This window comes from Bacillus sp. SJS, assembly GCF_000732485.2.
Classification (GTDB): domain Bacteria; phylum Bacillota; class Bacilli; order Bacillales; family Bacillaceae; genus Metabacillus_B; species Metabacillus_B sediminis.
The window spans coordinates 173,293-192,431 of sequence record NZ_JAQV02000015.1; the positions used below are offsets into that span (position 1 = coordinate 173,293).

Sequence of the window (19,139 nt, forward strand, 5' to 3'; positions counted from 1 at the left end):
CCGAACCCGAACTTATATATGGAAGAAGATACTTCTTCAGATCATAAATCCTGATAGTGTAACAGGTTATAGGTTGGCATTTTCACCTTTTTATTGTCGAGGGTGTAGATAATTAAATCCTCAAAAACATGGCACGGGGGGTAAATCCGGTTTTTGCTATTTTATAGTCTCTAATGTTCTTTATATCCACCGCTTTCTTTTTAGATTCAATTTTTCCATCTGGTCCGGGAATAATCGTAAAGATGACTCTGCCTTTACTAAAAAGGCCCGGTGCAACATTTATAAACATATATAGTGAAAATACAGCTCCCATTCCTCCCCCAAATACTCCTACGACATCGTAAATAGAGGTAAATCTAATCGCAGTCAAAAATATATTGCAGAAAACAGCATATGAAACGACCGTTGCCATAAAACCGAATAGTAAACGTGTCTTATTGACCCTAATTTTAATTACATCTTGGTTACTCATCATATAACTCCTGTCATTCTATTTAAATAAAGCCGGGCCACTAATGCCTCTCCTTAGGAAACTTCCAAACAATCAAAGTCAAAATCCCAATCAGCACTTGGAAAAAGAGCCAAAATACAAGAAGGGGAAACCAGGTTTCCTCCACCCAGCTCTGGGAGTTTATGAAAAGGATGCCAATAACCAAAAGCAGGATGAGACTGCCTCTTTTGAAAAAAAGGGATGCTTTTATCTCCAATTTTGGCTCTCTTACCTCTTCTTTTTCCTCTTCTATTTCCATATCATTTTCCAATGGTCCATTCATATAAGCGTTCATTATGTAAGATAGATAGTCCGGGACAGAGGTTTGAACAAGCCGGATTTGTTCGCTTTTCGTAATTTCAATGCGCCAAACTCCAGTTTCAGCAGGGACAAATGCTGTTCCAAAGCTGAAAAAATCCTGATCTGTGTACAGGGTCATTGAATTGATTTCCCTATTGTTTGCTTGAAAATCTCTCAGAAATATCCGAAGTTCAGGCGTCGTCTCAGGATCCTCCATGATTTCCTTGTACTCTTCATCCCCTGCATAATGGAGGGAGTTGTAGTAGTCATCGGTCATCGGGATGATCTCATGGGAGCTAGTTGAACTGTTATGCTGATCCAATCCAAAAAATCCGGCAATAATGGATTCAGGTGTCTCACTTTCAGCTATATCCGTATATACATATGTTTTATCTTCAATCAGAGTTTCCATGATCCGATTATCAGAAACCGTAGCCTCCACCCCAGGTTTGTTCAGCTCCATCCACAAATCCGATGCTTGAAGGGATGTTAAATATCGGCTCAGTTCTGCATATTCCCCTTGCAGATCTGCCGTTTTGGCTGCTTTCTTTATTTCCTTCCGCCTCTTCCAGGATACGCTTAAAAATGCGTAGCTTTTATACATGGCTTTAAGCCCTAATGCTCTCGATACAATAAGTATGTCATCCAGCGAATATGTTTCCTGATTCATCATTTTTCACCTCTTAAAATGTAAAAAGCAGATCAATTAATACAACCTGAATAAATAACAAGCAAAAAAAGAGGATACTTAGCGGTCTGCTAAAATACCATGGAAGACGGTACAAAATATTTTGGACATAATAGTTGAGAGAGAAAAAAATAAGAGCACCAATTCTCGCTATATTCAGGTTAAGACTCCTTTCTTTGTGATAAACCATTCCCTCGTAAAAATAGAGTGTCAGCTTAGGCAAAAAGATGGCGGCCAATGCTGCGAGCATATTACTCACAAGCAGGATTGTAAACATTGAACTCGGAAAGGGGAGATTACTGTTCGAGATAGCAAGCCCCATATAAAGGGCAAATAAAACTCCGGTAATATAAGCAAAAATTCTTCTCATCCTTCACCCAACTTTTCTACAAATATTCTTCATTAAATTACCAGTAAAGCAAACCATTAGGAATAATCCATAGGACCTATTCCCTTTTATTACTAGTAAAGAAACCTAAAAAGCACCCGCTTTTTTAGTAGCGAATGCTTTCTAAAGCTATAGTGCTTGAAATACAATATTTTGGTATTTGCCAGCCCCGCCGCTTAAGCAGCCAAAGCCATACATGCCATGAGTAAAAAGGCCATCCTCCGCTATCAGCACCGATTGATTGTTAATGAAAAAATGAAATGAAGATCCGCTGCATTCAATACGAAACGTATACGTCACCCCATGCTCCCACTCAAACGAAACCGTTTTCATTTTTTTGTACCCAAAGTCATTGCGGATAAATGAAACTCTGCCTTCTCCATCAAAACCCGCAAGGTAATGGCGCATAATGCCCTGAGCGCGAAAGAGGAGCAGATGGCTCGTTCCCTCCATAGGGGTAACGTCAACAGAATAAGAGTAATCCGTAGAATAATAGTTCCCTGTATAGGAGGAGCAGCTGTCCGCAGATTTACAAATAAGGGCATCTCCCTCCAAACTCCACTCCCCCCTATGATGAGCAAACGGGGTAACGGATCCAAATTCCTTGCACTGCTTGGAGAATTCGATGGTGTAATCGGCGGCTCCATAAATGTGAAATTCATCGATAAACAGCTTGCCGAAGGCCCGGTTATAGGCTGGGGAGTCGCTGCTGATTTTGTAGCCGATTTCGTCGATGAGGGAGCCTTTTGTATCGGGAATGATGAATGTCACTTCATGCCAGGATTGGTTTTTCATTTGAATGGGGGCCAGGTCCTGTTCTTTTTTCGTATAGGTATCGCGTACGTAAGGGGTGAGAATGATTTTTTCGCCGCGCCATTGATCGAGGAAAATTTGGGCTGAAACGGTTTGACCGCTGTATGCTTTCGGTGAGAAGACCGGCTTGTATTTTTCATCGTTAAATTCTTCTCTTCGGTAAAATGGCTTCCAGAATACACGGCTGCTGTCGCCGGAAATCATACGATCGAAAAGAATTTCCAGACTTCCTTTGTTCTGAAATCCTTTCTCTCGTGAGTGCCTTAGGATGGCTTTGAACGGATTGTTTGTTCGAAACCCATGAGTGGAACCCGGGAGAAGAAAATCAAAGTAAACTTCTCCGTTCTTTACAGCCTCTTTCAAATGACGAGGCGGTTCTTCGCGGCCCACTTGATATTTAAGCAGGGCAAGTTCTTTTACAAATGTGGGGATGTCTAAACTATTCAAGTAGCCTGAAACGCTGGAGGTGATGATCGTGTCGTTGATCGGTTTTCTGTAATGGGGAGGAATTTCCTGTAAACCGCTAAATACTCCGCAGATGGTTCCCACGTTCCCGGCGTTGCAATCCGTATCCCAGCCGCACATTGTGGCGATTTCAACCGTCCTGGCGAGATTGCCGTTTCCGTATAGAAGGGAGAGAATGCATACGCCCGCATTCGGGATGATATGACATTCACCGGGGTACTTATGATAGCCCCACTCCTCCTCCACATAGTGATAACAAAGGCGGAAGTCCTCCGGGTTTCTTTTGTAAAAGGAAATAACCGCTTTTGAGAGCCTTGAATATTCGCATTCTTCCGGAATCTGTGACAGTCCGCAGTCTATAATTTCCTCCATAGAGTCAGCTGTAAAAGCACACGCGATGCACGCTGCAATAAACCGGGCGCCGTACAATCCGTTGCCGTCATGCGAGACGCTCGCCGCTTTCTCTGCGTACTCTGCAGCCTTTTCCGGATTGCCTGGAAAAATTAGACCCCATGTATCGATAAATATTTGCCCGCCAATCTGTTCGGCAAGGACCAGCCCATTGAGTTCAGCCGAACCGGATTGGGGAGCAGGAATTCCTTTTTTTAAATTCGAGTAGGCACGATGCTCGGTACTGACCTGCTCCCCGCCCCACCAAAGCATACCGATGCCTTCCCGGCAGTAATTAAGCCACGCTCTTCCCACATCCTGCGGCTCAAGCTCCCGATCGACGGCATCATCCAGTAATGCTCTTATAAAAAACACCGGTCCATTGGCATCGTCATCCGCTGAAAACATCTGGTAATCCTTTATATATCCCTTAATTTCACCGTAAACGTCCCGTATTTTCTCATACGTCCATTCCCGGGGTTCAACAGGAGCGCCGAGGCGAATCCCGATGTTCATTCCAAGAAATCCTGCATACACTTTTTCGAGGTATTGTTCTGTCTGCAATCAGACCCCTCCCTTTTACTAGGTCAGGTACTTCTTTCTATAGGTATGCAGCTCGAGATCTTTGGATATTATTTTTTTTGCTGTTTCGGCAAACCGGCTGGAAAGGCCGGCAAAATCCATTCGGTTTGCTTTCTCCAGAAGGACTTGATCCTCCTCTTTGATCACTTCATCCCCATGCAGAGCTCCAAGTATAGCGCCGATCATGACACCGATGGAATCCGTATCCCGGCCTGAGTTGATGCCGTCATACATGGAAGGATATAAGGCTCCGTCATTCAGAACGATAAAAGCCAATGCCATCGGAAGCTCTTCAATGGAAAAAAGGCGGCTTGGTGTATAGTGATTGGATGGCAGACCCGCTTTCCCTTCACTTCGGTGAACGTCATCACCCATCGGAGAATAGTCCTTCATCACATGCTGCAGCGAGTTGACCACTTCATCCATAGGTGCCTTTTTATCCCGCAAGCTCCTTGCCTCCCGGGTTACAGCGATAATCGCTTGCTTCGTGCCATCCTTAGCGAGACGAACTGCTGTATCCACAATATCTTCCACCGTTGCCCTATCTTCGAACGCCTTTGCTACACAGGCCGCGAGCACCCCTGCCGCCTCCAGTCCATAGCTGTTCTGATGACCCATAGCAAAAAGAATCGCTTCGTCATAGGCACCTTTAGGATTTCCGGCATTAACGATCCCGACCGGCGCGATATACATAGCCGCCCCGCAATTGACCATATTGCCGATGCCGCCTTCCCTCGGCTCACAATTGGCAAGTGCATGTCGGGTGAAGATGTATTTTTCCGGATAAAAGAGGCGCTCAATCATGAGTGCCTCTCGTCCAAATTCAGGAATATACGTTTTGCGGTAGGCGATCTCTTTTACAAATTCATTCGCGAGATCGTACGCATCCAAATGTCTCTCTTCTTTCATATAAACGCGCATCAAGGCGCCCATCATTAAAGTATCATCCGTGACAATGCTGAATCCTCTTCTCTTCCCCAGTGTCACCGCGGCATCTTCATTGGCTTTGTACCAGGGAATATTGAGGGACTCCACCCGTCCGTAAGCGGCCTTAATTTCCTCATAGGACAATTTTTCAACAGCGGCACCGAGGGCATCCCCAAGTGCTGCTGCATAAATAACGCCTTTCACGCGTGCCTGAAATGGAATCATGATGTTGGCTCCTTACTTCAGTTTTCCGTTCACGAACTTCGTGATCTCATCTCCGCCCGCTTTTTTCCACTCTTCCGCAAACTGATCAAAATCGCTGATTGGGCGTTTCCCTGTGATGACATCGGCTGAAAATTCCTTATACAGGTTTTCCGCTGCATCCCATTTTGCCGAAGACGCTTCATCCAGAATCACTTTGTTATCCTCGCTGTAATACTGCTGCACCAGCTTAGCCGATTCTTCAGCAGGCTTGGATAGAAGCGGCGTTTTCAGCGTTTTTTCCGGTTTAAAATCCGCGGGCTCCCAGAATCGGGCATACCATTCGCTGTAATATTTGTCGGTCAGTTCAATTTGGTTATCTGTAATTTTATAATGCTCATTTTCAAATCCGATGCGATCCAGCATTTGTCCTTTAGGACTGGCAAGGTAATCGAGAACCTTAAAGGCCAGCTCTTTATTTTTAGATTGGGAGGAAATCGCGATCCCGCGGGATTCCTTTGAAATATCCGTTGCACCGTAGCCCTGGAACTCTCCTTTTGCCGGAGGAAGCACGGTCAGCTCTGCCTCTTTGCCATTCACCTGCGTCATTTTCCCGTTATAAATGTCAATTACCTTCCCGTTCGTTCCGACAATTACCCCGGAATCTCCATCGTAAAAGGCTTTTTCCTTTGTATCCCACTGCTTTGTTGCAAACTGCTGATCGAGAAGGCCTTCCTTGTAAAGCTCACTGTAAAATTCAAGCTTCGCCTTTTCCTTCTCCGAGACCTTTGCATACTCAAATGTTCCATCGTTCTTTTTCAGCCATGTTTGGTTCAGCCCGAATGCCATGTTGAAAATATAATCCAGTTCCGCAATATCCCCGGCTGCCGTGATCGCATTTTTCGGCTTGCCTCCGCCAGGTGCCTTTTCAACAAGCTCTTTGAAAAAGGCTTTGTAATTTTCCGGTGTAGGATCTGCCATAAGAGCCTTTGAAGAAGACAACTGGTTGAACCAGTCGCTACGGATGACCGGTGTTTTTAAATCAAGCGGCTTGATCCACAATAGGTAAGGATAATTTTTCATCCTCTTTTCATTGTATGGCTCCATGATGGATTTTAGATTCTTTGATTTTTCAATATAAGGCGTCAGATCCTCCAGCAGGTCCTGATCCGCAATTTGCTGATCGCCTCCCTGAAAATAGATCATGTCCGGAATGTCCCCGCTGTAAAGAAGCAAATTCAGCTTTTCCGCATAATTCCCCTGCGGCATTTGAACAAGCTCAAATTTTACGTCCAGCTTCTCATCCTTTTTCAGCGCTTTCTCCAGGTTGCTGAAATACTTTTGTGTCGCCGGATTGGATGGATCCTCATCCTTTAGAACGAGCTTAATAGTCCCCTTCTTGCTTTCCGTCGTCGCTGCCTGATCATTTGAGCACGCGGCCATCGTAAACATCATGACGGCAGCTGCAAACAAAACTGCTAGTTTTTTCATCCCTGTTCCCCCCTGAAATGGTTTATGAAAGCCCGCCTTAATCCTTCACACCTCCTTCAAATGCACCCTTCGCGTAGAACTTCAAAATAAGTGGATAGAGAATGAGAATCGGCAGCATGGAAACGATGATCATGCCGGCCTGGAGTGAAGTAAAATCAAGACTCGCGATTTTGTCATACGATAATACATTCTGCGCACCAAGCAGGGAGGCATTGTCCTTTTGGACGACAAACTGCCGAAGGACGACCTGCAGCGGCCACTTATTCGGATCCGTGATGTAAATCGTGGCCCGGAAATATTCATTCCAGTGGTACACAGCGTAAAACAGGCCAAGTGTCGCAAGCCCTGGCTTGGAAAGAGGAAGCATGATTTTTGTAAAAATACGAAAGTGCCCGGCACCATCAATTCTGGCCGCCTCCAAAATGCTGTCCGGTACATCCTGAAAAAAGCGGATCAGGATGAACAAATAGTAAACATTGATGGCCTTGTAAAAGATTAGGGACATATACGTGTTTAGAAGACCAAGAACCTTTACAAGCAAATATTCCGGAATAAGTCCGGGTTCAAATACCATGATGATGATCAGCAGGAGGAGGACCGCTCTTTTGCCGACAAAGTGCGTCCTTGAAAGCACATAAGCAGCCATTGCTGTTAGGAAGAGATTCAGCGCCGTTCCTGCAACGGTAAGAAACACGGTATTAAAAATACTTCGGACAATAAGGGGATTTGAAAACAGCACCTGATAGTTAATCAAAGAAAAGCCCTTCGGCAAAATATCCAATCCGCCAAGCGCCTGTACCTTTAATGGATCTGAAAAGGACATCGCAAGAAGATTCAGGATGGGAATGAGCACCGAGACAGATAGCAGAAGCAGGAGCGTATACACCGTTACCGTGAAAGGCGTTAATTTCTTCATTTACCACACCCCTCTTCCGGTAAGCCGCTTCGATATGAAATGCGTTCCGAGAATAAGCACCGTACCGATGACCCCTTTAAACAAGCTCGCGGCCGTTGCATAGGAGTACTGGCCGTTTACGAGACCGATCCGGTATACATACGTGTCCAATATATCAATCACGGAAATCACCGAGTTGTTCATCAGGTTAAACACCTGATCAAATCCGGCATTCATGAAGAAGCCAAGATTCAGGATGAACACGGTGATAATCGTTCCGGACAGCTCAGGAATGGTGATGTACCTCAGCTGCTGGAGGTTTGAAGCTCCGTCAATCCGGGCGGCTTCATACAGGGCCGGACTGATTTTCATAATCGCTGCCAGGTAGATAATTGAATCCCACCCCGCACTTCTCCAGATTTCCGAGAAGACGAGCACCCAGCGGATATGATCCTTGCTTGTCATATAATCGAGCGACGGCATCTGAAAAAAGTTCCGGATCAGGTTAACCCCGCCATCCTCAGGATTCAGAAGGCTTATCCAAATTCCGGCGATGACAACCCATGAAAGGAAATGCGGGAGATAAATAATCGACTGAACCGAATTACGGAACTTCCCATGACGAACTTCGTTTATAAGAATGGATAAAAGAATTGGCACCGGGAAGAAGAAAATCATTTTCATGGAGCTGATGATGATCGTATTTTTCAAAACGGTAAAAAAAGCCGGGGAGCTGAAGAGCACCTCAAAGTGCTTAAGCCCCACCCACTGATGATTCCCAAGTATCCGATAGTCCTGAAACGCAAGCTTCATCCCGATAAGCGGGACGATATGAAAGGTAATGAAATAGATAAGTGCCGGAATCAGCATGACGTATAAAACCCAGTCTCGTTTAATCAGTTTCCATTTTGCTTGCAGCATCCAAATCCAGCTCCTTTTCAGGCAGAGAGTACGTGCACGGTAGAAAATCTGAATCTTTTAAGATCGTAAACCTGTAAAGGGTGATGCCTGTCAATCTATTTCAATGGAGAAAAGCGGAGCATGCTGCTGGGCTCCGTACACATCCCTGTCGCCGATTGTACCTGAGGAAACAGTCCGCGCCATCGTGATTTTTATGCCGAGTGCCTGATCAAAGAACACAAAATGATGGATTTGCGACTCATCCGTACCGTATAGCTTCGAAATGGCAGCAGGTGTAACTTTCCCTGATTTCTTTACTCTTTCGTACGTGCTGGCAGAATCGAATAGAATATCAAGCGTCAGTTCAAACGGACCGGAATTTTTGCTGCGGATCACTTTTGCCAGTTCATAAAGAGCAGCCATCTGTGACCTCCTCATAACGCACGGTAAAGAAATCCCCCGAAGCCTTCATTAAATGATAAATCGAAAATTCATAAACCGGCCCGAATTCAATGTCACTCGGCGCAAACGGGAATGCCAGGTTGCCGGCGGTTGATTTCCGGTTTTCATAGCCGTAATGCAAAAAGGTAGACCGGACCGTTGCACAAATACTGCTCGCAAGCTCCTGGGTTTGCGCCAGCACCTCAAACATCACGCCTACCTCGTGGCCGGAAAAAAGAAAAGGCTCTCTTTCGCCCAGAACCGCATTTTTTCCGTAATGATAGAAACGGATGTCATATTCTTCCGGATCAATTTCCGAGTAATATTCCGCAGTCTGCCGGACCACAAGTTCCTCTACACTTTCAAGCTGCCCTAACAGGAGGGGATCGCGGATACCCGCAAGGACGAAGGTGCGATAGGCTGCCTTCCTTGCTCCTTCAAGCTTAATCCAGTAATCTTCGGACGGGTGATACCGGCTGTTTTTCACCTCCACAACCCCTGGCTCTTTTTCTTCAAAAGTACACTTCTCTAAATCGAGCATGAAGCCCGGACCGTGAAGGATATACGGGTGTTCTTTTTCATAAAATGTATGGGCGGCCACACTGACGGGCGTGCATACTCTCTTTTCATTTAAAGACTGGACTGTAAAGGAATCCCTGGTAATCGTTCCAAGAATGCAATCCTTTGTTGTCCCAGGCTCCGCACAAAGCGCGCCGCATTCTAATATTTTTCCAAGGTGATAGCTCAGCCCTGGATCTTTTCCATGAAAAAGACCAATGGCTGCAAAGGGTGACGGATCATAGGCCCGTCCGCATACAATGATGTCACTGCGATTCTCTAATGCTTCTAAAATTGGTTCATGCCCCATTTGGGCAACGATGGAATGGGTTTGCAGGATCGTTTCTGCGTTTAAGGCAGGAATGTTTGGTGAGAGTGGCTGAATTTGCTGATGCTTATTCGCATTCAAAACAGTTTCTTGAGGAATATCTGCCGGGATAACGGCGAGTTTCGCTGCTAGCTTTTGTTCGGCTAAAATTTCATAAATGATGTCAAGCGTCCAATCAAGATGCGGCTTCGCTCCCGCTCCCCCCGCAGATCCGATAATAATTGGAATTTTTCTTGGGAGACCGTGAATAATCAGCAGCTCCAGATCCTTTTTCGCTGCCCTTCGGCTGACAATTGATACACCAGCGCCAAGCTTATGCGGCCCTGCATCAGTTGAACCGGCATCAACAACGATGCCGTGCAAATCATATTCGAGCCCCTTCAGAAAAGAAGAAGCAGGAAATCCGTACCCCAGCATCCCGCACGGTGAAAGAATCCTAACCAAATCGGCCATAGCTGCGGCCTCCTCATATAGTAATAGACTGCTGTACTACTATATGATATGTAATCGCTTACAAATAATAGTAGTTGTAATTCTTTTTCCAGTCAAGGCTGGGGGATGATTTTGTCGATTAAACGCTCATAATAACGAACAAACGTTCTTTTATTGTTACATATTTCTATATATAATAATTACAGGTAGGAAAAAGAAGGAAGGAAATTGAATATAGAGTCGAACACCATCCTTCTTTTCCAAAATAAAATAAAGGGAGTGTTATTGATGAAGAAGCAAGCTGCACCGTATTTATCTTTTAATGGAAACGCAAGAGAAGCCCTGGAATTTTACAAAGAACTATTCGAAGGTGAAATTTCTGAAATTCAAACCTTCGGCCAAGCCGACTTCCCGACTCCCCCAGAGGCTGATGACCGAATTATGCATGCCCGCTTTACGAAAGGCCCCCTATTTTTTATGGTTTCCGACTCTTTCCCAGGACAGTCCGTAACAAAGGGCTCCAACGTTGCTCTCGTAATCGAGCCTGAAAGCAGCGAAGAAATTGAAACGCTCTACGCAAGACTAAGCGAAAAAGGAACCGTACATATGGAGCTGCAGGACACGTTCTGGGGAGCAAGATATGCGAAGGTTGAGGATCCGTTTGGTGTGACATGGGACCTAAATTTTGAGAAGGCCTAAATATAAATGCAAAGGAAAAGCCAGCTGCCCTTTTTAAGGTGAGCTGGCTTTTTGCAGCATCTAAAAAAAATGTGAATCAGGATGGAGGTGCAAGCTTGGCCCGCCTGCCCACCGCCATTATCCGTTATACACACTTGCACAGGTTCTTGAACTGCCTGCCGTTTACAGTTATCGGCAGGCGGCTTCGAGTTCGAGGCTGATGTTCTCGACAAGTCCTGCTATCGGGTCATGGGTGACATTCACCATGCGCAGCACATCACCGTGGGTGACAACGCCGAGAATCTGTTCTCCAGCGACCTGTGTCGTCATCGTCGGTCCCCACATTGCGAGCACGTCCCGCTCCACGGCGATTCCGCTGGTTACCCCGAGGTTCGTGATCTCAATGTCTGCGTTGGTCGCGGCAAGCATCGCAAACTCCGCGTCATCAGCGGTCGATGGATCGAGCTGCGCAAGCATCAGAGCTGAATCCCGAATCGTCTCCAGATCGCGTGCTGCCTTAAGCTGGTCAGTTGCACACCGCGCGAGATCCCAGAACCTCGTGCCAGCCGAATGATCGAGGACGACCATGGTGGCAGCGAAACGGACGACGACATCTTGTAGTCCGGCAGCTTGGCGCAGATCAATTGGCACGTTGATGCGTATCTGGTTACGATTCGTCGCTTTAAACAACACCATAGCCGCTGCTGCGCATAACGCGGCCTGCACCGTGCAAGATTCAGCACGTGAGCGCTCGACGAGCTGTCGGGTGCCCGCAACGCCGAGGTCTTCGGCTTGAATGTGCGGGGCCAATCCATTGAATGGACGCAATCGTCCCGGAAGAGGCAAGGTCGCTTCCTGTTCCCCGGCCGGTTCCTCAACGCTTTGGGGTGCGCTCTCGACGGTGGCGGACGCCGGGATGAGGTCTGCTAATAAATTCTCCTGCGCCACAGGAAGGTTCGATGGAAGCAGGCTTTCCCCTGCGAGAATCGTCGCCAGGTCCTTTACGGTGCACAAGGCACCTCGTCCATCCGTAATCTGATGAGCGAACGTCATCATGACAGTTGCCCCAGCAACCCCTTTCCCGGGAGGAATCAGCACCGCGCGAGCCAGAGGGCCCGGAGCAGGCATGATTGGCGCCGTCTGCTCAAATGCTGCTTCGTGCTCCCACGTCGTCTCGCGCGCGACACGGACAGGAATCCCTCTGTCGGAGGATCGAAACATAGCGCCGGTGGCTCGGTGATCATCCTGGTCAGGGCGGCAGACTTCGACGGCTAGCAGCGGATGGACCCGCTGCAGCTTCTGCAACGCCTGAGTCAACTCCTCTTCAGAGACGTCACGAGTCAGCACGGCTGTCAGGGAGAATTGGACGGGGTTGCGATACATATACAGATCGATGATGCGTTCGAATGCGCCGAGTGGACGAAGGTACTGATCTGTGGTGTTTTCAAAAACTTGGGACATAGTGATCTACTCCTTTGATCCGTTTTTTATCGTTTCACGAACATACGGGATACTGACGGCCCTTCCAGTTTCAGTGATTCAATCTATAAAATCAGATTCGTTTCAGAAACATCTCTACTTTAATACACATCATAAAATCCGACCGTACCCCCGCCATCCATTAAATCTTGACTTTGTGCTTTCAAAGATGCCTTTGCTTTCTCGTTGCCATGCAGACTTGTATTCAGGTGCTACTTTCAAAATCGGTTCAAACTCTGATGTCAACTCTGATAGTTTCAGGAATCCATTTTCCAAGACGGCTGCTGTTTATAAGGGAATGGACCCAATCGCCGGTATCACTACTAACCATATTTTTTTCATCAAGATTACCTCCTAAATAATCTCATTTCTACTCCGTTACCCCTGTTCGGGATGCATTAACCGCTTTCTTTTCCGGTATTCATGGAGACCAGACAGACTTACGCTGGGCAAATGTAACAGCAAAAAGCCAGCTGACCTTTTTAAGGTAAGCTGGCTTTTTGCAGCATCTTAAGAAAATGTGAATCAGGCTGGAGGTGCAAGCTTTTCCTGACTGCCCACCGCTATTATCCGTTATATACACTGGCACAGGTTCCGGGTTTGGGTTCGTAATAACAGTGATTTTTGAATTGACCGGATTTCGGCTGGCTGTACCAGGTTGGGGGGCATGGTGCGTAGGGGTTAAAATACCATAAGGCATATTTGGCAGGATGATCCCGCCAATAATCCAAATTCTTCTTGGCCAGTCTTTTTTCCACCGACCTCGCCCTGTTATAAAAAACGTTTCCTTTTTGAACCGCCTCAAATGAGTAATTCCCGCCTTGCACCTGGAAGATGACCTGCCGGATCGTTCGGACATTTTTAAAATCCGAGCAGCTGGCTTTTGCACGGTTTACAATGACATTCCCCACATACAGCATCCCCTGCTGGCCTTCCCCTTCCGCCTCCGCTCTCATCATCCTTGCCATCAAGGCAACATCGGCATCTGTGTATTTCACTCTGGGCATTTTTTTCACCTCAGGATAGTTTATGAAGGGATTATGGAATGATGTCTGAATAGCTGGTGGACGGATTTGTCTATCCAATACTTCTGATATCGCCCGACTAAAATTGCAGATTCAAAAAATCCAGCCTGGAATTTGCTTGAGGTAAATTTTACCTTTACTATAAATGTATGAACCTGTCTTGGAGGAATTTATGAAACTACATAAAACTTTGTTAATCCTACTAACTTTATCTGTATTAGCAGGCTGCCGTTTGAACGAATCCTCCAGCATAACCAAGTCTGGTGCTGATCAGGCTGTAAAAGATGAATACACAAAAGGGTATTTGTCTTCTGCAAAAGCTGTTGAAGGAGGCTTTTATCAATTTGAATCGAAAACAGGCGGGTATTCCATGCTCTTTCCGGCGGACGCCGTTATTTCCGAACACTTCGCAAACGAGAAAAAGGAAAACTACTTTGAAGCGATTATGTATAGCGGAACTATTGAAAAAGGGGAAGTAAATACTCAAGTAATCTATGAAGATCTGCCAATCACAAAAGATATCGAAGCGAATTTGGACCTGCTTTCCACTTCCGTTTCTTATGATGGGGAATATAAGGAATCAAAAGTACATGCGAATACCATTTATCTAGGTGAAAAAACAACTGAGCAAGACGGGTTTATTAATTTTAATGATTTCGCATTTATAAAATCTAATAAAGGAAATCAAGCCGTCCGATTTATGTACAGTAGTACCTGCCATCGCGAAGACCAAGCCTGCATCTCCAATAAAGAACTCCAAAAAAAGATAGCACACAAATTGATTTATTCGGTTAAATTCCATTGAACAGGAGGCAGTTCACTTGAGACTGTTGTTAATATGCATCACCATCTGTTTCTTAGTAATGGGAGGATGCCAAAACGAAAAGAAGCCCGCAGAACCCAGTACAGCAGCATTAAAGGATGATTTTACAAAAAGCTATTTAACTTCTTCTAAAGAAGTGGAGAAAGGGTACTATCGGTTTAAATCTAAGACGGGCGGGTACACCATGCTCCTTCCCGTGCAGGCTGTTATATCGAAAGACTTCGGAAATGAAAGGGACGAGGATTTTTATGAAGCCATCATTTATGGAGCAGAAATCGATCAGGCAGATGTGGATACTCAAATTATTTATGAAAACAAACCGCTTACAGCACATATAGAAGAAAACCTCGACTTGTTATCTTCTTCTTCAGGCTATGATGGACCCTATTCAGAATCAGAGAGCAAAGAAATCATCCTCTATAAAGGTGAAGAAACCGATAAAACCGACGATTATCTAACCTACCAATACGTTGGATATATCAAAGCGAAAAAAACAAATCAGGCCGTTCATTTCATGTATGGAGCAACATGCAAAAAAGAAGAAACCGCCTGCCAAAACAAGGCAGAAAATCATAAGGATTCAGCAATGAAAATAATGAATTCCATCACTTTTAGCGAATAAGGAGGCTGAAATGTGAGAAATACACTCCGATATTCTGCAGCCGCCCTACTTCTTACTTTAGGCGGCTGCGAAATAAGCAATCAGCCAGCAGCTGTCCCTGAAGCCAACACAGCTGCATTAAACGATGAATTTACAAAGGATTACTTAACTACTTCAAAAGAAGTTGAAAAGGACTTTTATCTCTTTGAGTCAAAAACAGGCGGGTACACGATGATTTTCCCTGCGGATGCAGTCATCTCCAAGGAATTTAATGAAACAAGAGAAACCTTCTATGAAACCATTGTTTATGGAGCAGCACGGAAAGATGCTGACATCATGGCAGACGCAACGTTTGAAAACAAACCGCAAACACAGGACATTGAATCCAATCTGGACTTGCTCTCTACAGCAGTTGGATACACAGGCGAATATAAAGAATTTAAAGAAAAAGACAAACGGATTTATTATGCCAAAGAACGATCTGAAATAGATGGAGCAATCAGCTATACCTTCTTCAGCTTTATTAAATCTGAAGGAGATTATCAGGCTGTGGAATTCATTTACAATGCAACATGCGAAAAATCAGATGAATCCTGTCCATCAGCGGCAAAAGATCAAGAAAAAATCGCTCTAAAAATTATGAATTCTGTAACATTTAAATAAGACGGGTTTACATTGAGAGGGTGTTCAAGGTGAATTTGGAAAAAAGTATTTCTATGTTGATGGGGGTATTACTTTCCTTTGCCATTTTGGGGGGATGCGGAATGGCAGATCAAAATGAGAAACAGGTTCAAGGAGAAACGAATACGCCCCAACCCTCTGCATTGAAGGACGACTTCACTAAAGGCTATCTAACATCTGCAAAAGAAGTGGAAAAAGGTTATTTTGAATTTAAGTCCCAGACGGATGGGTATACCATGCTATTTCCAAGAGATGCGGTAATCTCTGATGATTTTGGGAACGAAAAGCGAGCGAATGAATTTGAGTCAATTATGTATGGCTATAATCTAAAAGGGGCGTCAATAAGCACACGTATTACATACGAAAATAAACCAAGCACCAGAGACATTGAAGAAAAACTGCGATTGCTGTCTGTGACAGCCGGCTACGATGAATCCTTCAAAAAGATTCATGCAAAGGGGAAAACCATCTATTATGCCAAAAAGACATCAGAATTAAAAAATTCGAATGCTTACGTCAATCTCAGCTTTATCAAAGCTGGAAACAGCAATCAAGCTGTTGAATTCATTTTTAATACAAGATGCAAGAAAAACGACCAAAGCTGTCAATCAAATGTGGAAGATCTAGAGAATGCTGCATTGAAGGTTATGACGTCCGTCCACTTTGAACAGTAGTAATAAGGATAGAATTAAAGAAAAGTTCATCTGAAAGTTCGAGTACCTTTACTATTTGATACAAATATTTTATTTTTCATCGCTTCCAGATCCTCACCTCCTCAAGACTATAAACCTACTTCCTTTATTAAACCTCGAAACAACTAAGTCTAAAAACCTGTGACAACCGATTCAAAAATACCCAATTTCCTGTTTTAGATTGTTGCACAGTGGGAATATGTGGTAGTAATTAGATGTAGAGATTTGTGACATTTGAGGGGGCTTATTATTGAAATTTTATTGCGGTATTTTTGTACTTATAAGTTTATTAGTTATTGGAGGCTGCGGAATGGAAGGAAATCAAAATGATAAACAGGTTCAAGGAGAAACGAATACACCTCAGCCAGCCGCATTGAAGGACGACTTCACTAAAGGCTATCTGACATCCCCAAAAGAAGTGGAAAAAGGTTATTTTGAATTTAAGTCCAAGACGAATGGATATACCATGCTATTTCCAAAAGATGCTATCATTTCAGATAACTTCGGCAATGAAAAGCACGGTAACGAGTATGAGTCAGTTTTATATGGTTCGGAAATAGATGGAGCTGTTATTGACACTCAAATTACGTATGAAAACAAATCAAATACTCAAAAAGTTGAACCCAATTTAAGTCTGTTATCCTCATCTATTGATTATAAAGGAACATATAATGAGTCAAAAGAAAATGGGAAAACAAACTATTTTGCGAAAGACACCATGGATATTGAAAAAGCTACAACCTACACTTACTTAAGCTTTATTAAAGCCGACAAAAGTGATCAAGCTGTGCGGATTGTATATACGGTAACGTGTCAAAAAGAGGATAAAAGCTGTATGTCAAAAGAAAATACCTTTGAAAAAGAAGCAACTAAAGTTATGAAATCTGTTTCCTTTAAACAGGAGTGAAAGTATGACAGACAAAAAGAGTACGAATTCAGAGTTATTATCTACCGAAATGCTGCGGGCGAGAATTGCCAAAATGGAATATAGTATACCTAAAAACCCGACTGAAGAGGATATAGCTAACTTCCAAGAAAAAATCAGGCAAATTTATATTGAAGAAACCGGAAATCCTCCTCCTGTAAATATTGATATTTATCATTCCGGTACAAAAAAATATCAGTCCATCACTGATTCAGGTTTTGATGGGACAGTCATCCACTTTTATGATCCGGAAAAAGGAATCAATCAATCATATACCCTTACCAGAGGAAGTGAAATGGGAGAAGATGCTGGTGAAGGAAAACCTTTGGATTGGCTATATAACGTCTTTGGCATTTATACTGGAAAAAATAAGGAACAATTTGACGATGCAAAGAAATTTGCAGAAGAAGTGAATAGCGAAATAACAGCAAAGACTTCAAAAGAAGGATTAACCAAACTGGATAATTACGGAATCGGGCATTCTCTTGGCGGGAACTTAATCCAGATGCTTCAGCTCAATTCGGGTTCTTTTAAAGAAGTTTATACATTTAATGATGCTCCTCCCAGTGCTTATCAGCTAGCATATATAGACACAAAATTCAGGCGTAATTTAGTACAGCATTTCGGGATCTCAGCTCTCGAATTTGACGAAATATACTCCATCCCAAGCGCCCAACTAGAAAAATTCGCCACCGACTACTACAAAGAACGCGGCAAAAACATCCACCACACAACATCTGCAGATGAAATTCTTTTTGCCATATCTAGTTTTCGAGGCTTTCTGTTTTTCGGAGATCGTAAAATAATTGAGACAAATCCGGATTTTGATGGACTTAAAAATGTGCTTGATAACGTATCCGATGAGGACCTTGCAGTCATTCAAAAGAAGCTGGCAGAGATCGCGCCATATTACGAAAAGGATGGAATTGACGGCATTGTTTTGGGGGTGACTGGCTTCAATAAGAAGTTTTGGGATCAATCTATTGAAACGCTTAAAGATCTTGACCTTACTACTCTAAACCCTGTCGAACGTGCAGAGAATGCGATAACCGTTGCGAAAACGCTTGTTGCAATGAAGGATCATGTCGGGCTGATGATTGATAAGGTGACAAGTCTGAAGGATGAATTGCCTGCCTTATTATCAATCGTCGGAACCGTTTCTGCTGAAGAAAGAGAAAAAATCGAATCGGTTATAGACGGGATGGTCGACAACCTGGAGACGATGAAGGCTGCGATTGAAAACATTGGGGATGTAGCTACTTTAGAAAAGCTTCGAAATGGAGACCTTAAAGGATTTTTAAAGCAGATCGAGGTATTAATGAACACATCGGATATCATTAAAACCGAGTTTAATGAATTTAAGGCCGGGTTTGGTTCCATAAAAACCATTCTTGAAGAACTGATGGAAAAGTTCGGAATGGCAACAGAAGCCCACCTTATGGATGCCGTAATCAGTGCACTTTCATTAGATGGATTTTCATATGAAGGCGACGATATGTTCAAAGCGAAAATGGTAGCCGGCAAACCCATTCTGATTAACCTTTCCTCCGCCCTCCGCCTTTATAAGGAAGGCCTAAACATTTATGAGGAAAAGAATACCCTCCTTAAGCAGATTAAAGAAGCGTATCATCGAGAGTATACAGATGATTATGCACTAAGAAAAGGTACGCTGATGAAGGCGATTGCCTCTACAGAGTCTGATACGGCCTGGGCCCAAAGCAGGCTTGGATACAGTACGACCGTCTATAAAGTAACAAAAATTGATGTCCAGGAAACCATTTATCCGATTCCTCCCGCCAACACCGCAACCTTCCAAGAGCTATTCCACTACCATGAAACCGAACAGGAAGCAGGAGTCAAACAAATCAATCAAATTAAAAATTCTGTTGAAAAATTCTTTCAAGAGGACCAAAAAGTAGCCTCAATGTTTAAGCTAATTTAAGAGA

The 19,139-nt window shown here is 44.1% G+C and carries 18 protein-coding genes and 1 pseudogene; 7 read left to right on the forward strand and 12 right to left on the reverse strand.

The features are described 5' to 3' along the window. Window positions 1-41 precede the first annotated feature (41 nt). From AS29_RS07945 to AS29_RS07990, 10 genes and pseudogenes are all read right to left on the reverse strand, one after another. Window positions 42-475, reverse strand: a pseudogene (locus tag AS29_RS07945) (DUF5381 family protein). A gap of 37 nt (window positions 476-512) precedes the next feature. Further along, window positions 513-1,460: a hypothetical protein gene (locus AS29_RS07950; RefSeq protein ID WP_156505894.1), complete on the reverse strand. Its 948-nt coding sequence runs from the start codon at window positions 1,458-1,460 to the stop codon at window positions 513-515. Window positions 1,461-1,473: 13 nt separating this feature from the next. Further along, entirely contained in the window at window positions 1,474-1,848 is a 375-nt protein-coding gene (locus AS29_RS07955; RefSeq protein ID WP_035404767.1) for a hypothetical protein, read from the reverse strand. A 147-nt stretch (window positions 1,849-1,995) separates the two neighbouring features. After that, entirely contained in the window at window positions 1,996-4,098 is a 2,103-nt protein-coding gene (locus tag AS29_RS07960; protein WP_035404770.1) for an ADP-ribosylglycohydrolase family protein, read from the reverse strand. A gap of 18 nt (window positions 4,099-4,116) precedes the next feature. Further along, the gene (locus AS29_RS07965; protein WP_035404771.1) at window positions 4,117-5,268 is read right to left on the reverse strand and encodes an ADP-ribosylglycohydrolase family protein; all 1,152 of its coding nucleotides are present in this window, start codon (window positions 5,266-5,268) and stop codon (window positions 4,117-4,119) included. 12 nt (window positions 5,269-5,280) lie between these two features. Beyond that, window positions 5,281-6,735 (reverse strand): extracellular solute-binding protein, encoded by a 1,455-nt coding sequence (locus AS29_RS07970; RefSeq protein WP_035404773.1) that lies wholly within the window; start codon window positions 6,733-6,735, stop codon window positions 5,281-5,283. 37 nt (window positions 6,736-6,772) lie between these two features. Next, a complete protein-coding gene (locus AS29_RS07975) occupies window positions 6,773-7,651 on the reverse strand; it encodes a carbohydrate ABC transporter permease (protein ID WP_035404774.1) in 879 nt (292 codons plus the stop codon). Next, window positions 7,652-8,551, reverse strand: coding sequence for an ABC transporter permease (locus tag AS29_RS07980; protein WP_035404777.1), 900 nt, complete (start codon window positions 8,549-8,551; stop codon window positions 7,652-7,654). It abuts the gene before it with no gap. A 90-nt stretch (window positions 8,552-8,641) separates the two neighbouring features. Then, on the reverse strand, window positions 8,642-8,953 hold the full coding sequence (locus AS29_RS07985; protein ID WP_035404779.1) for a DUF4387 domain-containing protein: 312 nt from the start codon (window positions 8,951-8,953) through the stop codon (window positions 8,642-8,644). Beyond that, window positions 8,937-10,310 carry an acyclic terpene utilization AtuA family protein gene (locus AS29_RS07990; RefSeq protein WP_035404781.1) on the reverse strand — a complete coding sequence of 458 codons (1,374 nt, stop codon included), beginning with the start codon at window positions 10,308-10,310 and terminating at the stop codon, window positions 8,937-8,939. The genes AS29_RS07985 and AS29_RS07990 overlap by 17 nt, the downstream gene beginning before the upstream one ends. Before the next feature lie 267 nt (window positions 10,311-10,577). Between AS29_RS07990 and AS29_RS07995 the strand changes: the two genes are divergently transcribed. After that, the gene (locus AS29_RS07995) at window positions 10,578-10,988 is read left to right on the forward strand and encodes a VOC family protein (protein ID WP_035404783.1); all 411 of its coding nucleotides are present in this window, start codon (window positions 10,578-10,580) and stop codon (window positions 10,986-10,988) included. 168 nt (window positions 10,989-11,156) lie between these two features. Here the strand turns inward: AS29_RS07995 and AS29_RS08000 are convergent, their stop codons facing one another. Both AS29_RS08000 and AS29_RS08005 read right to left on the reverse strand, forming a co-directional pair. After that, window positions 11,157-12,428, reverse strand: a complete 1,272-nt coding sequence (locus AS29_RS08000) for a hypothetical protein (RefSeq protein ID WP_035404785.1) — start codon at window positions 12,426-12,428, stop codon at window positions 11,157-11,159. 584 nt (window positions 12,429-13,012) lie between these two features. After that, on the reverse strand, window positions 13,013-13,453 hold the full coding sequence (locus tag AS29_RS08005; protein ID WP_035404787.1) for a cell wall hydrolase: 441 nt from the start codon (window positions 13,451-13,453) through the stop codon (window positions 13,013-13,015). A gap of 190 nt (window positions 13,454-13,643) precedes the next feature. Between AS29_RS08005 and AS29_RS08010 the strand changes: the two genes are divergently transcribed. The 6 genes from AS29_RS08010 to AS29_RS08035 all read left to right on the forward strand — a co-directional run bounded on the left by AS29_RS08010 (window position 13,644) and on the right by AS29_RS08035 (window position 19,135). After that, window positions 13,644-14,276, forward strand: coding sequence for a hypothetical protein (locus tag AS29_RS08010; RefSeq protein WP_156505895.1), 633 nt, complete (start codon window positions 13,644-13,646; stop codon window positions 14,274-14,276). A gap of 16 nt (window positions 14,277-14,292) precedes the next feature. Next, window positions 14,293-14,916 (forward strand): hypothetical protein, encoded by a 624-nt coding sequence (locus tag AS29_RS08015; RefSeq protein WP_035404789.1) that lies wholly within the window; start codon window positions 14,293-14,295, stop codon window positions 14,914-14,916. A gap of 12 nt (window positions 14,917-14,928) precedes the next feature. Further along, a complete protein-coding gene (locus AS29_RS08020) occupies window positions 14,929-15,558 on the forward strand; it encodes a hypothetical protein (protein WP_051860516.1) in 630 nt (209 codons plus the stop codon). Between the two features lie 101 nt (window positions 15,559-15,659). Further along, complete coding sequence (locus AS29_RS08025; RefSeq protein ID WP_156505896.1) at window positions 15,660-16,250, forward strand: hypothetical protein; 591 nt, start codon at window positions 15,660-15,662, stop codon at window positions 16,248-16,250. Between the two features lie 328 nt (window positions 16,251-16,578). Then, complete coding sequence (locus AS29_RS08030; RefSeq protein ID WP_066099017.1) at window positions 16,579-17,175, forward strand: hypothetical protein; 597 nt, start codon at window positions 16,579-16,581, stop codon at window positions 17,173-17,175. Between the two features lie 4 nt (window positions 17,176-17,179). Next, the gene (locus AS29_RS08035) at window positions 17,180-19,135 is read left to right on the forward strand and encodes a DUF6792 domain-containing protein (protein ID WP_051860518.1); all 1,956 of its coding nucleotides are present in this window, start codon (window positions 17,180-17,182) and stop codon (window positions 19,133-19,135) included. Window positions 19,136-19,139 lie beyond the last annotated feature (4 nt).

Coding starts and splice junctions, on each gene's coding strand:
- AS29_RS07950 (WP_156505894.1), bottom strand. CDS start 1,460: ATGAATCAGGAAACATATTCGCTGGATGACATACTTATTGTATCGAGA.
- AS29_RS07955 (WP_035404767.1), bottom strand. CDS start 1,848: ATGAGAAGAATTTTTGCTTATATTACCGGAGTTTTATTTGCCCTTTAT.
- AS29_RS07965 (WP_035404771.1), bottom strand. CDS start 5,268: ATGATTCCATTTCAGGCACGCGTGAAAGGCGTTATTTATGCAGCAGCA.
- AS29_RS07970 (WP_035404773.1), bottom strand. CDS start 6,735: ATGAAAAAACTAGCAGTTTTGTTTGCAGCTGCCGTCATGATGTTTACG.
- AS29_RS07975 (WP_035404774.1), bottom strand. CDS start 7,651: ATGAAGAAATTAACGCCTTTCACGGTAACGGTGTATACGCTCCTGCTT.
- AS29_RS07980 (WP_035404777.1), bottom strand. CDS start 8,551: ATGCTGCAAGCAAAATGGAAACTGATTAAACGAGACTGGGTTTTATAC.
- AS29_RS07985 (WP_035404779.1), bottom strand. CDS start 8,953: ATGGCTGCTCTTTATGAACTGGCAAAAGTGATCCGCAGCAAAAATTCC.
- AS29_RS07990 (WP_035404781.1), bottom strand. CDS start 10,310: ATGGCCGATTTGGTTAGGATTCTTTCACCGTGCGGGATGCTGGGGTAC.
- AS29_RS07995 (WP_035404783.1), top strand. CDS start 10,578: ATGAAGAAGCAAGCTGCACCGTATTTATCTTTTAATGGAAACGCAAGA.
- AS29_RS08000 (WP_035404785.1), bottom strand. CDS start 12,428: ATGTCCCAAGTTTTTGAAAACACCACAGATCAGTACCTTCGTCCACTC.
- AS29_RS08005 (WP_035404787.1), bottom strand. CDS start 13,453: ATGCCCAGAGTGAAATACACAGATGCCGATGTTGCCTTGATGGCAAGG.
- AS29_RS08010 (WP_156505895.1), top strand. CDS start 13,644: ATGAAACTACATAAAACTTTGTTAATCCTACTAACTTTATCTGTATTA.
- AS29_RS08025 (WP_156505896.1), top strand. CDS start 15,660: ATGGCAGATCAAAATGAGAAACAGGTTCAAGGAGAAACGAATACGCCC.
- AS29_RS08030 (WP_066099017.1), top strand. CDS start 16,579: ATGGAAGGAAATCAAAATGATAAACAGGTTCAAGGAGAAACGAATACA.
- AS29_RS08035 (WP_051860518.1), top strand. CDS start 17,180: ATGACAGACAAAAAGAGTACGAATTCAGAGTTATTATCTACCGAAATG.